At 61.2% G+C, this 14128-nt stretch carries 14 protein-coding genes; 3 read left to right on the top strand and 11 right to left on the bottom strand.

The window, feature by feature from the left end; genetic code table 11:
* Positions 1–155: 155 nt before the first annotated feature.
* The 4 genes from ychF to EOB49_RS07010 form a co-directional block, all read right to left on the bottom strand.
* Positions 156–1259: a redox-regulated ATPase YchF gene (ychF, locus tag EOB49_RS07025; protein WP_127380570.1), complete on the bottom strand. Its 1104-nt coding sequence runs from the start codon at positions 1257–1259 to the stop codon at positions 156–158.
* Positions 1260–1350: 91 nt separating this feature from the next.
* Entirely contained in the window at positions 1351–2076 is a 726-nt protein-coding gene (gene pth / locus EOB49_RS07020) for an aminoacyl-tRNA hydrolase (protein ID WP_127380569.1), read from the bottom strand.
* Positions 2077–2099: 23 nt separating this feature from the next.
* On the bottom strand, positions 2100–2741 hold the full coding sequence (locus EOB49_RS07015; RefSeq protein ID WP_127270548.1) for a 50S ribosomal protein L25/general stress protein Ctc: 642 nt from the start codon (positions 2739–2741) through the stop codon (positions 2100–2102).
* A 249-nt stretch (positions 2742–2990) separates the two neighbouring features.
* Positions 2991–4025, bottom strand: a complete 1035-nt coding sequence (locus tag EOB49_RS07010; protein WP_127380568.1) for a class I SAM-dependent methyltransferase — start codon at positions 4023–4025, stop codon at positions 2991–2993.
* A gap of 294 nt (positions 4026–4319) precedes the next feature.
* On the opposite strand from EOB49_RS07010, the gene EOB49_RS07005 reads away from it, so the two are divergent.
* A complete protein-coding gene (locus EOB49_RS07005; protein WP_127267870.1) occupies positions 4320–6326 on the top strand; it encodes an EAL domain-containing protein in 2007 nt (668 codons plus the stop codon).
* Positions 6327–6418: 92 nt separating this feature from the next.
* On the opposite strand, the gene EOB49_RS07000 is transcribed toward EOB49_RS07005, so the two are convergent.
* Entirely contained in the window at positions 6419–6847 is a 429-nt protein-coding gene (locus tag EOB49_RS07000; protein WP_127326794.1) for a MarR family transcriptional regulator, read from the bottom strand.
* A 151-nt stretch (positions 6848–6998) separates the two neighbouring features.
* Between EOB49_RS07000 and EOB49_RS06995 the strand changes: the two genes are divergently transcribed.
* Positions 6999–7856 carry an alpha/beta hydrolase gene (locus EOB49_RS06995; protein WP_127326795.1) on the top strand — a complete coding sequence of 286 codons (858 nt, stop codon included), beginning with the start codon at positions 6999–7001 and terminating at the stop codon, positions 7854–7856.
* Between the two features lie 71 nt (positions 7857–7927).
* Here EOB49_RS06995 and EOB49_RS06990 read toward each other — a convergent pair whose 3' ends face one another.
* A complete protein-coding gene (locus EOB49_RS06990; protein ID WP_164781609.1) occupies positions 7928–9169 on the bottom strand; it encodes an MFS transporter in 1242 nt (413 codons plus the stop codon).
* Between the two features lie 173 nt (positions 9170–9342).
* Here EOB49_RS06990 and EOB49_RS06985 point away from each other — a divergent pair, with 173 nt between their 5' ends.
* On the top strand, positions 9343–10227 hold the full coding sequence (locus EOB49_RS06985) for a helix-turn-helix transcriptional regulator (protein WP_127326796.1): 885 nt from the start codon (positions 9343–9345) through the stop codon (positions 10225–10227).
* A 149-nt stretch (positions 10228–10376) separates the two neighbouring features.
* On the opposite strand, the gene EOB49_RS06980 is transcribed toward EOB49_RS06985, so the two are convergent.
* The 5 genes from EOB49_RS06980 to pgeF all read right to left on the bottom strand — a co-directional run bounded on the left by EOB49_RS06980 (position 10377) and on the right by pgeF (position 14127).
* The gene (locus tag EOB49_RS06980) at positions 10377–11312 is read right to left on the bottom strand and encodes a ribose-phosphate pyrophosphokinase (protein WP_013530002.1); all 936 of its coding nucleotides are present in this window, start codon (positions 11310–11312) and stop codon (positions 10377–10379) included.
* 63 nt (positions 11313–11375) lie between these two features.
* Positions 11376–11507, bottom strand: coding sequence for a hypothetical protein (locus EOB49_RS38620; RefSeq protein WP_256747485.1), 132 nt, complete (start codon positions 11505–11507; stop codon positions 11376–11378).
* Positions 11508–11550: 43 nt separating this feature from the next.
* Positions 11551–12138 carry a hypothetical protein gene (locus EOB49_RS06975; protein WP_127321245.1) on the bottom strand — a complete coding sequence of 196 codons (588 nt, stop codon included), beginning with the start codon at positions 12136–12138 and terminating at the stop codon, positions 11551–11553.
* A 43-nt stretch (positions 12139–12181) separates the two neighbouring features.
* Positions 12182–13333 carry a Xaa-Pro peptidase family protein gene (locus tag EOB49_RS06970; RefSeq protein ID WP_127380567.1) on the bottom strand — a complete coding sequence of 384 codons (1152 nt, stop codon included), beginning with the start codon at positions 13331–13333 and terminating at the stop codon, positions 12182–12184.
* Complete coding sequence (gene pgeF / locus EOB49_RS06965) at positions 13333–14127, bottom strand: peptidoglycan editing factor PgeF (protein WP_127380566.1); 795 nt, start codon at positions 14125–14127, stop codon at positions 13333–13335. The genes EOB49_RS06970 and pgeF overlap by 1 nt, the downstream gene beginning before the upstream one ends.
* Position 14128: the final 1 nt, after the last annotated feature.

The raw sequence follows: 14128 nt of genomic DNA, 5'->3' as shown, positions 1-14128 counted from the left end.
GCAACAGATGCTGAGTGATTCTGTCGACCTCAGATATCGGTCGCATTGCGATACGCTTTACAGTATCGAGGCTGCCATCTCGTGCCCGCTGCGGCCATGCAAACGCTGCCTTCGCCTACATGGCAGCGCTGCCATGCGCGTCGTGCTTCGAGAAATCAGGTGTTGAACTTGAACAACAGCACGTCGCCGTCCTGGACGACATATTCCTTGCCTTCGTCGCGCGCCTTGCCGGCTTCCTTGGCCGCCACTTCGCCGCCCAGTGTGACGAAGTCGTTGTAGGAGATGGTCTGGGCGCGGATGAAGCCGCGTTCGAAATCGGTGTGGATGACACCGGCGGCTTGGGGGGCCTTGTCGCCCTTATGAATGGTCCAGGCGCGCGTCTCCTTCGGCCCGGCGGTGAAATAGGTGATGAGATGCAACAGGTCGTAGCCGGCGCGGATGACCTTGTTGAGGCCGGGCTCGTCGAGGCCAAGCGAGGACAGGAATTCCATCTCTTCCTCGTCCGAGAGCTGCGCGACCTCGGCTTCGATCGCCGCCGAGATGACGACGGTGCCGGCGCCCTGGGCGGTGGCCATCTTTTCCACGGCCCTGGTGTGCTCGTTGCCGGTGGCGGCGTCGGCCTCGGCGACATTGCAGACATAGAGCACGGGATGCGAGGTCAGAAGGTTCAGGCCCTGCAGGATGCGCAGATCTTCGGCCGAAATACCCTTGAGCAGAATGCGGGTCGGTTTGCCGGCCTGCAGCAGTTCGAGCGCTGCCTCCATCAAAGGCAACACGGTCGTTGCTTCCTTGTCCTTGCTGCCGGCGCGCTTGCGGAATTGCACGATGCGGCGCTCGAGGCTGTCGAGGTCGGCGAGCATCAGCTCGGTCTCGACCGTCTCGGCATCGGCGACGGGGTCGATGCGGCCCTCGACATGGGTGATGTCGTCATCCTCGAAGCAGCGCAACACATGCACGATGGCGTCGACCTCGCGGATGTTGGCGAGGAACTGGTTGCCCAGCCCTTCGCCTTTCGAGGCACCGCGCACCAGGCCGGCAATGTCGACGAAGGATATGCGGGTCGGGATGATCTCCTTCGACCTGGCGATCGCCGCGATCTTCTGCAGGCGCGGATCTGGCACCGCCACTTCGCCGGTGTTCGGTTCGATGGTGCAGAATGGATAGTTGGCGGCTTGCGCCGCAGCCGTTCTGGTCAACGCGTTGAAAAGCGTCGACTTGCCGACGTTGGGCAAGCCAACGATGCCGCATTTGAAACCCATTTTTGTTCGGTCCTATCGGGAAAATAGAAATTTGATCAGGGCTATGGGCGATAGGGGTGATCAACGTCAAGCCCTTCGGTCCCCTTGATGCTCAGTCCTTGCCGCCGAACAGCTTCTTCAGCATGGCGGCCATTGGACCGCTTTCCGGCAGCTTGACCACCGGCTGTTGAGGCCGTGCTTGGCGGACATGACTTTGCTGCTTCTGCGCCGACTGCTTCTGCGCTGGCTTTTCGGGCTCCGGCCCGGCCTTGCCCTGGACGGCGAGACTGGCCTTATTCATGAAGCCGGATTCGTCGCCCTTGACGATCATGGCGGCATTGTCGGCGATCGCGTCGAGCAGCGGGTCGAGCCATTCGCGGTCGGCTTTGGCGAAATTGCCGAGCACATGGTGCTGGACCATTTCCTTGACGCCGGGATGGCCGACGCCGATGCGCACGCGGCGATAGCCATTGCCGATATGGCCGTCGATCGACCGGATGCCGTTGTGGCCGCCGGCGCCGCCACCGGTCTTGATGCGCAGCTTGCCTTCGGCAAGGTCGATCTCGTCATAGAAGACGGTGAGCGCGGAAAGCTCGAGCTTGTAGAAGCGCAGTGCTTCGCCGACCGACTGGCCGGACAGGTTCATGAAGGTCTGCGGCTTGATCAGGACGATTTTTTCGCCGCCGAGCGTGCCCTCGGAAATGAGGCCCTGGAATTTCTTCGACCAGGGCGAAAAGGAATGGCGGCGGGCGATTGCGTCCGCCGCCATGAAACCGACATTGTGGCGGTTGTCAGCGTATTTCGCGCCCGGATTGCCGAGACCTGCAAACAGCAGCATCGCCTGCTCCGGGCGTGAAAGAGTTACTTCTCGTCGGCGGCAGGAGCCGCTTCAGGTGCAGCTGCTTCAGCCGTCTCTTCCGTCTCCGGCTTCATCGCCGACGAACCGGCAATGGTCGCGATGGTGAAGTCGCGGTCGGAGATCACAGGCTTGACGCCAGCCGGCAGCTTGACCGCCGAGATGTGGATCGAGTCGCCGATGTTGGCGCCGGTGAGATCGACGGTGATGAACTCCGGGATCGCATTGGCCGGGCAGTGGAACTCGACTTCGTGACGCACGATGTTGAGCACACCGCCGCGCTTGATGCCGGGCGACTTGTCCTCGTTGATGAAGTGGACAGGCACGTCGACATTGACTTCGGTGTCCTTGCCGATGCGCAGGAAGTCGACATGGACAGGGAAATCCTTGACCGGGTCGAGCTGGAAGTCCTTCGGCAGGACCTGGATCTTCTTGCCGTCGACATCGATCGTGGCGATCGTGGTCAGAAACCCACCGCCATGGATCTTGTAGTAGATATCCTTGTAGGTGAGCGCGATAGCCAGGGGAGGCTGCTTGTCACCATAGATTACTGCAGGCACTTTACCGTTGCGGCGAACTGCACGGGCGGACCCCTTACCGACCTGTTCGCGTGCTTCGGCCTTGAGCTCGTAAGTGTCGTGGCTCATGGCATTTCCTTTCGGTTTGTTCTGGAGCGCTCACGGTGGGCAGAGTGCCTGGACCGTAAACGTCGAAAGCCGATATACCCATGCATGATCTGGTCCGAAAACTGGAATCCACTTTTCGGGATCATGCGGGAAGGCGGCCTTCCGCCGCGTTGCCTCCAAGGGTGTCTACGCGGGTGGCGGCTCTATAGCGGAAGGCGGCCGGAGGTGCAAGCCAAAGGCACGCCCAGGCTGGTGCAGTCCAGGCGGTCGCTATCCGCGCTTTTCGATGACGGCATAAAGCACGTTGCGGTTCTCGCCGAAGAACACCCGCGCCTCGACGGTGTTGCGGTCGACGCTGGCATTGACGATGTTCCACATATCGACCTCCGATCGCAGCAGCAACACCCAGTCCATGAATGTCTCCCGGTAGCCGGCGTCAGGCGTGCCCTCGGCGTAGTTGGCAAACAGGAACGTCCCGTTCGGCTTCAGCATCTGCAGGCATGTCTTCGTGAGTTTCACCGCGACGTTGTGGGCGAGGTAGTCGTAAAGGCCGGAGGCATAGATGAAATCGAACTTGCCGAGCTTGTGACCCCGCGTGAGCACGGTTCGCACCGAGCCGTCGATGGCTTCGACCGCAGTGCCCTGGAAGTCGCGCGCGATCAGCCCAACGCTCTGGGGATCCTGATCGAGCGCAACCCAGCGCTTGAGACGGCCCTCCGTCAAGGCGACCGAGCGATTGGCCTCCCGCAAATGGCCGGCCGCGATCGCCAGGACCTCGGTTTGGGGCCCATTCTTGACCGCAATCTCGTCGACATATCGGGTCAGGAGGTCGCGTCGTTCCCGTGCCGCGACGCATGAGGGTACGTTCTGGGTATGGCTATAGAGCGCCTTGCCGATCTCCGAGGCATTGGCCACGCTCTCTGCCACGTGTGGGTCGCAATAGATGTAATCAAGCAACTGCGCGTCGCCGGAATAGCCCCTGGGCTTGGTGAAGGACCAGTGCGTCAGCGGATCCTCGAGAAAATACTTCAGGATCGGATGGTTCTGCGCCACCGGTATCAACGCATGCCAGACGTCGGGATGAACCTTGGAATGCAGACCATTCAGGAAGGACAGCAAGCGACCGACGATCTCGGCGGGGTTCTTGTCCTGTTCGATCTGCTGCTGTGTCGCGTGAAGAATGAGCGCCAGCTCCGCGCGCGCGGTTTCGAACGCTTCCCCATGATGCTCGAGCTTTCCCCGAGGCAGCGTGCCGGCGAGCATCGCGGCAGTAATCAAGCTTTTGCCATCAAGAACGGTCTGCACGCCATCACTCCATAGTTAACAGTCGGTTAACTTATTGCGTAGAATGCTCCATTTGCCAATGTCGGGCTGACGGCATTTTATCGTTATGATTAATTTCCCGCCAACCATGTTCCTCTTTAGACGGCTTCCGGCCCGAATTCCGGGTTCGAGTTAACGGAAACTTGTCTTGCGCGATTGCATTTGTTTGCCCGGCGTCGCAATCGCCGTCGCGTCCCAAAGGAGCCGGCCCGCGTGGGGGCAGAAGCTGGAAATGAGTTCGGAAAACAAAATCCCTTTCAAACGGGGTCTATTGTGATGAACGAACACCTGTCCTCCGTATTGGTCGATACGGTTGATGCGGAGCCGTACGAGCCGCGCTATGAACTGAGCGCCGACGAGCTCCGCACCCTTTACCGCACCGAAGCGCAGGCGACGCGAAGAGGAGAAGCCAGGCCAGGGCTCTGGATTGCGGTTGCGATCTATCTCTTGTTTTCGGCAACGGATCTGCTGCTGATCCCGGATGTTGCCGCCTACACGATCACGGCGCGCTTCGCAGTCGGCTTGAGCGCGCTTTTGATCCTCGAAGCACAGCTTCGCCGGGGGATTGGAACGGAATGGCTCGACGTGACCTGCGCCGGAGCCATCATCTTCGGCTATGTTGGTTGGTTGTGCCCAGCGGTTCTTGGCGCGGACAAGGAAAGCGTCTCTTACTACATGGTCTTTGGGACCATATTCATGATGAGCGCAAATCTTTTCTTTACGTTCAATTTCAAGCTTTCTATCGTAACCTCGGCAATAATATTGTGTATACTTTACATCGTGAATTATTTCGTTCCTTCAACCCTTACATACAAAATGGTATTCGGGGCTTTCTATATATCCTGTTTCACGTTCACCTCGTATGTGAACTGGAAACTGAATGAGGAACGCTACAACGTCTTTCTGAATGCCCTGGAAGCCAAGATCCAGCACAATGAGGCGACCGAACGCGGCAAGGCCCTGCTGAGGTTGTCGCGGACCGATCCGCTGACGGGTCTGGAGAACCGGCGCGCGATCGACGAGAAGCTGCGGGACTACTGGAGCGATTGGCAAAAGGTCGGTACCAGCTTCGGGGCGATCCTCATCGACGTGGACTTCTTCAAGAAATTCAACGACTGCTACGGCCATCAGGAAGGCGACCGCTGCCTGATCCATGTCGCCAATGCCCTTAGCGACATGATCAAGCAGTATAATGGCTCCATCGGCCGCTATGGCGGTGAAGAGTTCATCGTCCTGGCTCGCATGGAGAAAAAAGAGCAGATCCTGGATATAGCGGAAGCCATTTGCAGCACGGTCGAGAACCTGGCGCTGACGCACGAACTGCGGCGCGACGGCGTCTCGATCGTAACGGTGAGCGTTGGCGCCGCATTCACCAGGACGCAGACCGGCGCCAAGCTGGAGAAGATCATCCACGAGGCCGATCGCGCTCTCTATCTGGCAAAAGCCGGCGGCCGAAATTGTGCCCGGCTGTTCGATCCAACCGATCCGCAAAGCAGCGACGAGAGCGAGAACATCGCGGCCTTGCTGAAGATCGCGATCGGCCAGAATCTCGTTTCACTGGTTTATCAGCCTATCCAGGATGTCAAATCGGACCGGGTTGAAGCGGTGGAGGCTCTGATGCGCCTCAAAATGCTGGACGGCACATCGGTTCCGCCGAGCCTGTTCATTCCCGTCGCCGAGCGAACCGGCGCGATCCTGGAACTCGGGCGCTGGGCGATAAGGACGGTGTGCGCCGAACTCCTGGCTGACGACCACGTCCGTGTCGTCAGCGTCAACGTCTCCCCGATCCAGCTTAAGACACCTGGCTTCGCAACGTCTGTCGCGACCATTCTGGGCGAAACCGGCGTCGCCGGCAGCAGGCTGGCCTTCGAGATCACCGAAGGGCTGGAGATGGAGATGCACTCGGACATTCTGCGCTGCATCAGCGACCTGAAGCTGCTCGGGATCAAGATATGGCTTGATGATTTCGGGACGGGCTTTGCGGGCCTTTCGTGGCTTCGCCTGATCGATTTCGACACGGTGAAGATCGACCGATCGTTTCTGCACGACTGCAGCTCCCTGAGCGGCAAGGCGATGCTGCAGGACATCATCACCCTGGTTCGAAATCGCGGCCACAAGATCCTGGTCGAAGGGGTGGAAACCGACGAACAGATGGCTTTGATGCGCGAATTCGGCATAGACAAGATCCAGGGCTTCCATGTCGGCCGCCCCGCTCCCGCCGCCAGTTTCCAGGCAAAGCGGGCCATGCGCAAACGGTCATTTGCCGTGCTTAAGTCCGCATGATGGTGGCCTCTTTCCGACGTTTGGCTTAGCCGCCCTCAAAAGCCGTACTGATTGCAATCAACCCATGACTGGGCCAAGCGGCTACGTAGGGGCTACCGGTCGCCGGTCAACGCGTTGCGTAGCGCCTGGATCTGCCGGTTCAAGGCATCGAGCTCGGCCAGCGTCATGCCCGAGCGTTCGACCAAGGTCTCGTTCAGACAGTTGCACTGGACCAGCAGCGCGCGTCCGGCTGATGTCAGGTCGACCTGCACCTGGCGTTCGTCGGTCTGGCTGCGCTGGCGGGTCACCAGCCCGGCTTGCTCCATTCGCTTCACCAGCGGCGTGACGGTGCTCGATTCCAAAGCCAACCGGTTGGCGATGGTGCCGACCGACATCCCATCGGCCTCTCCAAGCGCGTTCAGCACCAGGTACTGCGGATAGGTGATGCCCATTTCGTCCAGCATCGGCTTGTAGGTGCGGTTTATCGCCATGCTGGTGGCATAGAGCGTGAAACAGAGCTGATTGTCCAACGGGAGAGGCACGGCGCATTCCTTTTGCCAATATGGGCATCAATTCGATACCACGAAAAATGATATCGCGATATATATTTTTGTGGACAAGGGTTTTGTGCCGCGCTAGCTATATGGTTATCGCGATATTGTTTATCGCGGAAATAACCACAAGGAGATTGAGATGACCTCGCAAACCAAGCCCAGCTCCGGCAGCGGTACGATCACCACCAAGGACGGAACGCAGATTTACTACAAGGACTGGGGGACCGGGCAGCCTGTCGTCTTCCATCATGGCTGGCCGTTGAGCAGCGACGATTGGGACGCCCAGATGCTGTTCTTCTTGGCACAAGGCTACCGTGTCATTGCCCATGATCGGCGTGGCCATGGGCGCTCGACCCAGACGGATATCGGCAACGAAATGGACACCTATGCCGCCGATGTCGCGGAACTCGCCGCTTATCTCGACCTCAAGAATGCCATTCACGTCGGACATTCGACCGGCGGCGGCGAAGTGGCCCGCTATGTTGCCAACTATGGCGCCGGCGGCCGTGTCGCCAAGGCGGTGCTGATCGGCGCGGTGCCGCCAATCATGCTCAAGACTGCCGCCAATCCCGGCGGCCTGCCGATCGAAGTGTTCGACGGCTTCCGCTCCGCCCAGGCAGCCAATCGCGCCCAGTTCTTCCGCGACGTTCCATCAGGTCCGTTCTACGGGTTCAACCGTCCGGGCGCGGACATCTCGCAGGGCGTCATCGACAATTGGTGGCGCCAGGGCATGATGGGCGGCACCAAGGCGCATTATGATTGTATCAAGGCCTTCTCGGAAACCGACTTCACCGAGGATCTGAAGGCAATCGACGTGCCTGTCCTGGTCATGCACGGAGACGACGACCAGATCGTTCCGATCGCCGATTCGGCGCTGCTGACGATCAAGCTGCTCAAGAAGGGCGAGCTCAAGGTCTACAAGGGCTTCCCGCACGGCATGGCCACGACCCATGCAGACATCATCAACGCCGACCTGCTGGCCTTCTTCAAGGCTTAAGGCCATGGCCCACAAAAATGCACCCGTCATCAGGCGGGTGCATTTTTGTGACAGCGGCAGACCCGCCTGATCTAGGCGGCCGCCTGCGCTTTGCGCGCTTCCTTCATGTTTGGCAGGAACACGGTGAGCAATCCAAGAAACGGCAAATACGAGCAGATCTGGAAGACGAAATCGATGCCCTTCATATCGGCGACGATACCGAGCACGGCCGCCGCGATGCCGCCCATGCCGAAAGCGAAGCCGAAGAAGATGCCGGCGATCATGCCGACGCGGCCCGGCACGAGTTCCTGCGCAAAGACGACGATGTTCGAGAAGGCAGAGGACAGGATCAGGCCGATCAGCACCGTCAGCACCATCGTCCATTCCAGATTGGCGTAGGGCAAGGCGAGCGTGAAGGGCAGCACGCCGACGATGGAGAACCAGATCATCGCCTTCTGCCCGTAGCGGTCGCCGAACGGGCCGCCGAGCAGGATGCCCAGCGCCGAGGCACCGAGGAACAGGAACAGCATGACTTGGCTCATCTGCACCGAAACGCCGAACTTATGCATGGAATAGAAGGTGTAGTAGCTGGCGAGGCTGGCGATGTAGGCATTCTTGCTCAGCACCAGCAGGGTCAGCACGATCAATGCGTTCATCACCTTGCGGCGCGGGAAGGGCGAAACGAAGCTCGCCGCCTTGCGGGTGCCCTGTGCGGCACGCAGCCGGCTGTACCAGCCGCCGACCTGCCACAAAACGATGATGCCGATCAGCGAGCCGACGGCGAACCAGGAAATGCTGGTCTGGCCGAACGGCACGACGATGAAGGCTGCCAGCAGCGGCCCCATGGACTGTCCGAAATTGCCGCCAACCTGGAACAGCGACTGCGCCAGGCCGAAGCGGCCGCCGGAGGCGAAGCGGGCGATGCGCGAGGATTCCGGATGGAAGATCGCCGAGCCGATGCCGATCAGCGAGGCGCCGATCAGGAGCAGCGAATAGTGCCCGGCATAGGCGAGCACAATCAGGCCGATCAGCGATGACGCCATGCCGTAGGGCAGCGAATAGGGCATCGGCCGTTTGTCGGTGATCATGCCGATCACAGGCTGCAGCAACGACGCGGTCACCTGGAAGGTGAAGGTCAACAAGCCGATCTGCCAGAAATCGAGGCCATAATTCTCTTTCAGGAGCGGGTAAATGGCCGACAGCAGCGACTGCATGATGTCGTTGATGCAGTGGCAGAAGCTCACCGCCAGGATGACGGTGAAGGCCGTCGCCTGGGCTGAAGCGTGACTGGTGGTCGCCGGTGGGGCGACGCTGGCGGCTATCGTATCGGTCAAGGTAGGCTCCGTGGTCTTTTTGGCGGGCAGGCCCGCAGGCAGTTGACGGACGCACCTGCGGCCGCCTTGTCGGACGCTCCTGTGGAGCGCTTGGGACCGGTGCCTTATAAGCTGCTTGCGGGATGACTTCTTTCGTGGTTTGGTCCAATAGTTTCGCAAGTGGGCCATATCGGATGCCGCACGGCAAAGAAGTCTTTCACGCTGGCAACGCCAATCTCGGCCAGTTGCACGAGAGCCGCTGGCAGTGGCTTGAGCAAGTGGCAGGGCCGGCGGTGGCATTGCCGACCGAATATCCCGATGGCTACCGTGTGCCGCAGCACCGCCACAGCCGCAGCCAGCTCTTGCATGCGCTTGTCGGCGTGGTGCTGGTGACGACGCGCTACGGACGCTGGATGGTGCCGCCCGACCACGCGATGTGGATTCCAGCCGGCACCGAGCATTCCGTCGAGATGCTGGGCGATGTCTCGATGCGTTCGGTCTATGTCATGCCACAGGCGATCCCCGGGCTGCCCGAAGGCTTGCGCGTCGTCGGCGTCACCGACCTGATGCACAGCCTGATCGTGGAATCGGAAAAGCTGCCGCAAGGCGGCGTTCTGGAAGGACGTGGTGGGCTGATCATGAACCTTTTGCTGCACGAAATCCCGACCTTGCCGGAACGGCCGCTCGGCCTGCCATTCCCGTCCGATCCAAGGCTGTCGGCGCTCTGCCGGCGCTTCGTCGCGGCACCGTCGCCGCATGCGACGATCGATGAATGGGCGGATGCCGCCGGCATGAGCCGCCGCTCCTTCACCCGCGCCTTCCAGCGCCAGACCGGCCTGTCGCTGTCGACATGGCGCCAGCAGGCCTGCCTGTTCGCGGCGCTGCCCAGGCTGGCGGACGGCGAGCCGATCACCAGGGTGGCGCTCGATCTCGGCTATGACAGCGTGCCGGCCTTCATCACCATGTTCAAGCGCATGCTGGGGACCTCGCCGCGCGGCTATATGCGCGGCGCACGAGAAAGCGTCGAGGTCGCTCGTCGCCTGGTCGGCCCGGTTCGGTTGGAAAGCCCTGCGCCGTAACGGCAGGTGCTGTTCTAGAGCATTTCACCGTAAAACGGCGATCTGCTCTAACTCTTTGTTTTGACGTAATTCTCTAGGGAAAGCGCTACGCGCTTTTCCCGGGAAAACCGCTTCACACTTTTCCTAGAATTGCTCTAGCTAGAATTGCTCTAGTCGAACAGGCTCGACACCGATTCCTCGGTCGCGGTGCGCGAAATGGCTTCGCCCATGAGGTCGGCGATCGAGATGACGCGGATGTTGGGCGCGTCGAGCACGCCCTGGGTGGGCTGGATGGAATCGGTGATCACCAGTTCCTGCAGCTTCGAGCCGCTGATGCGGGCAACCGCACCGCCCGACAGCACACCGTGGGTGATATAGGCGGTGACACTGGTGGCGCCGTTGGCCAGCAGTGCATCGGCGGCGTTGCACAGCGTGCCGCCGGAATCGACGATGTCGTCGATCAGCAGGCAATCCTTGCCGGCGACCGCGCCGATGATGTTCATGACTTCCGATTCGCCGGGCCGTTCGCGGCGCTTGTCGACGATGGCCAGTTGCGCATCGAAGCGCTTGGCCAGCGCACGGGCGCGGACCACGCCGCCAATGTCGGGCGAGACCACCACGACGTTGCCGAGTTGCTTGTATTTGGCCTTCACGTCGCGGGCCATCACCGGCACGGAAAACAGATTGTCGGTCGGAATATCGAAGAAGCCCTGGATCTGGCCGGCATGCAGGTCAAGTGTCAGAACGCGGTCGACACCGGCGCGGGTGATCATGTTGGCGACCAGCTTGGCCGAGATCGGCGTGCGGCCGGAGGCGCGGCGGTCCTGCCTGGCGTAGCCGAAATAGGGGATGACCGCCGTGATGCGCTTGGCCGAGGAACGCATGAAGGCATCGATCATGATGAGCAATTCCATCAAATGATCGTTGGTCGGGAACGAGGTCGATTGCAGGATGAAGACATCCTCGCCGCGCACGTTTTCCTGGATTTCGACGAAGATTTCCTGGTCGGCGAAGCGCCTGACCGTGGCTTTGCCCAGCGGGACGTTGAGGTACCGGGCGACCGCTTCGGCCAGCACCCTGTTGGAATTGCCCGCGAAGAGTTTCATGCACGGTTCCTGGTGGAGGATGATGAGACCTGACGGACTCGCTTGCGCCCTTTAACCGGGCTTTTAGCGGCCCGCGCCGGTATTGCAAGCGCCGAGATCGGGAATCCGCCGGCTAAACTCAAGAAAGCTCCGCGCCATCGCCGGGCTGCAACAGGGAGCAGCGGACTTGCGCTGCTCCTTCTTCTCGTTGGGCATCGGATTTTCCCAAAACCGTCTCCACTTTTTGGGTCCGATGCCTCTAGCCCGCCTTGCCGCCGAGCCAGGCCGCGAATTGGTCGATAGTCTGGTCGGCGATCGTCTGCATGGTGGCCGGCGAGACCCCCTTCCAGCTGTCGCCGCCCGCGCTGGCGCCGGAATTGACCGACGGAGCCTTCTGCTGACCATTGATGCGGTGCAGCCGGTTGCCGGCGGGGTCATAGACATCCCAGACATAGATGACGGTGGTGTCGGCGCCTTCCGACATCGTCGAGAAATAGCCCTTCAGCACATGTGTCACGGTCTGGTCGGCGCTGCCGGCGAGCGTGATACCGCGCTGCCTGGCGCGGGTCTGCAACTCCGCCGTCAGAGGTGTCGCGGCTTCCACCGAAGCGCCGACGATCGGCGCGATCTGCAGGCGGGTCTTCGACAGGATGGCAGCGCTTTGGGCTGATGTGACCGGTGCGGCGGTGGTTGCGGGAGCGCCCGCCGTGCTGGTGGCGGGCAGCGTCTGGGTCGACGTCGCCGGCGGAGTGATCGCCGACGGTTCGAGCACGTCCTTTGCGTTGGTGCAGGCGGCAAGAGCCAATGCCACAAGCAATGACACGGTCGTCACATGCGATCGTCTCATTTGCCTTCTAACTCCTTGGCGAAGAACGCCTCCCATTGTGGATTCACTGTACGATCAAGTCGAGATCATGGCGGGACAGCGGCTTGGGCTGGGATTCGGTGGTCAGGTAGGTGCGGCCCAGCGTCATCGCCGTCTCGGTATCGGAGTCCATGATGATCATATGGGCGAACAGCGTCATGTTGGGCGCGATCGGTTCGGGATTGCCCTGGTAGAACATCGGCATGTCCATCCAGGACGGAGTGAAGCGGGCGCCGACCGAATAGCCGCAGGCGTTCAGCCGGTGCTTGGTCAGGCCGTGCGCCTCCATGGTGCGGGCATGCGCATCGAAGACGTCGCCGAAGCTGTTGCCCGGCGTCATCGCCTTTTCGACAGCCAGGAGTGCCGCGCGGGCGGCGTCGAACAGTTCCTGATGGCGCTTCGACACCTTGCCGGTCAGCACCGTGCGCATCATCGGTGCGTGGTAGTGGTTGAAGACGCCGGCCCATTCGAGCGTCAGCTGGTCATTTTTGGTGAGCTTGCGGCGGCCGGCCTTGTAGCGGCACAGCAGCGCATCGACGCCGGAGCCGATGATGAATTCGTTGGCCGGATAGTCGCCGCCGCCGGCAAAGATCGCACCCTGCATGGCGGCCAGGATCAGGGCTTCGTCGCCGCCTTGCTTGATCAGCGGCAGCGCCGCGTCGAGCGCATCGTCGGAGAGATTGGCGGCCTTCTCGGCCTTGGCGATCTCGGCCGGGCTCTTGAACAGGCGCAGGCGGCCGACAATGCCGGACGCATCGGCGATCTGGCCGAAGGTCTGCAACTGTTCGTCGAGCCGTCGGCCATTGAACGCGGTCAGGCCATGGGTGTCGTATTCGACACCGATGCGGGCTCCGAGCAGGTCGAGTTCGTTGAGCAGATTACGCAGGTCTACCGCCGGATTGGCGTCATTACGGTCCGTCCACAAGACGATGTTGTCGATAATCGAGGTCTGACGCGCCTGGCGCAGGTCGGCCGAGCGGGTCAGCAGCACCATCGAACCGTCGGCTTTCACCACCAGGCACTGGAAGAAGCAGAAGCCGAACGTGTCGTAGCCGGTCAGCCAGTACATGCTTTCCTGCGCGAACAGCAGGATGGCGTCGAGCTTCTTTTCGGCCATCTCGATGATCAGCCGGTCGCGCCGCGCGTCAAATTCAGATCGTTCAAAATGCAGCGCCATTATTCCCTCTCCAAGACGATTGCCGAAACCTGCCGGCCGTAATCGGGCTCCTTGCGATGCGTGGTGCGCCGGTAGGAGTAGAACAGGCCTTCCTCGGCGTAAGTGCAGCGGTCGAGGCCCTCAGCCGTCACGCCGGCCTCGGCCAGCCGGTCAACCGTGTAGCGGTTGAGGTCGAACATGGCATGGCCGGCATTGGCGGACGGCGCGAAATAGAGGATGTTTTCGGCGTCGGCATCGACAAAGCGGGCGACGAATTCCGGGCCGACCTCGTAGTTATCAGGGCCGATGGAGGGGCCCAGCACGGCGACGATGTTTTGACGCCGGGCACCGAGGCTTTCCATTGCCAGGATGGTGTTTTCGAGCACGCCGGTGAACGCGCCTTTCCAGCCGGCATGCGCGGCGCCGATGATGCGCGCCTCAGCATCCGCGAACAGCACGGGACCGCAATCGGCGGTCGAAGCGCCGATGGCGATGCCCGGCCGGTCGGTGACGATGGCGTCTGCCTTGGGCCGCTCGCCGGCAAAGGGCTCCCTGGCGATGATGACGTCGGGCGAATGGATTTGCCAGGCGGTCAACAGATGGTTCGCCGGCACGCCCATCCAGGCGGCGACGCGGCCGCGGTTCTCTGCGACCAGCGCCTGGTCGTCATTCGATCCGGTGCCGATGTTGAGGCCCTGGTAGATGCCGCCGGAGACACCGCCGATGCGGGTGAAATAGCCGTGGCGGATGCCTTGTGCCTGCGCCTTGTCCAGCAGCGGCGACCGAACGGGATCCGGTTTGGTCTGATTCAGCATG

This window comes from Mesorhizobium sp. M7A.F.Ca.MR.148.00.0.0 (assembly GCF_003997735.1).
GTDB lineage: Bacteria > Pseudomonadota > Alphaproteobacteria > Rhizobiales > Rhizobiaceae > Mesorhizobium.
Note: the sequence above shows the minus strand (reverse complement) of the source record. Positions and strands in the feature narration are given on the sequence as shown.

Excerpts from the sequence above, each read along its gene's own strand:
- ychF (WP_127380570.1), bottom strand. The coding sequence starts at position 1,259 with ATGGGTTTCAAATGCGGCATCGTTGGCTTGCCCAACGTCGGCAAGTCG.
- pth (WP_127380569.1), bottom strand. The coding sequence starts at position 2,076 with ATGCTGCTGTTTGCAGGTCTCGGCAATCCGGGCGCGAAATACGCTGAC.
- EOB49_RS07015 (WP_127270548.1), bottom strand. The coding sequence starts at position 2,741 with ATGAGCCACGACACTTACGAGCTCAAGGCCGAAGCACGCGAACAGGTC.
- EOB49_RS07005 (WP_127267870.1), top strand. The coding sequence starts at position 4,320 with ATGAACGAACACCTGTCCTCCGTATTGGTCGATACGGTTGATGCGGAG.
- EOB49_RS06995 (WP_127326795.1), top strand. The coding sequence starts at position 6,999 with ATGACCTCGCAAACCAAGCCCAGCTCCGGCAGCGGTACGATCACCACC.
- EOB49_RS06985 (WP_127326796.1), top strand. The coding sequence starts at position 9,343 with ATGCCGCACGGCAAAGAAGTCTTTCACGCTGGCAACGCCAATCTCGGC.
- EOB49_RS06980 (WP_013530002.1), bottom strand. The coding sequence starts at position 11,312 with ATGAAACTCTTCGCGGGCAATTCCAACAGGGTGCTGGCCGAAGCGGTC.
- EOB49_RS38620 (WP_256747485.1), bottom strand. The coding sequence starts at position 11,507 with ATGCCCAACGAGAAGAAGGAGCAGCGCAAGTCCGCTGCTCCCTGTTGC.
- EOB49_RS06975 (WP_127321245.1), bottom strand. The coding sequence starts at position 12,138 with ATGAGACGATCGCATGTGACGACCGTGTCATTGCTTGTGGCATTGGCT.
- EOB49_RS06970 (WP_127380567.1), bottom strand. The coding sequence starts at position 13,333 with ATGGCGCTGCATTTTGAACGATCTGAATTTGACGCGCGGCGCGACCGG.
- pgeF (WP_127380566.1), bottom strand. The coding sequence starts at position 14,127 with ATGCTGAATCAGACCAAACCGGATCCCGTTCGGTCGCCGCTGCTGGAC.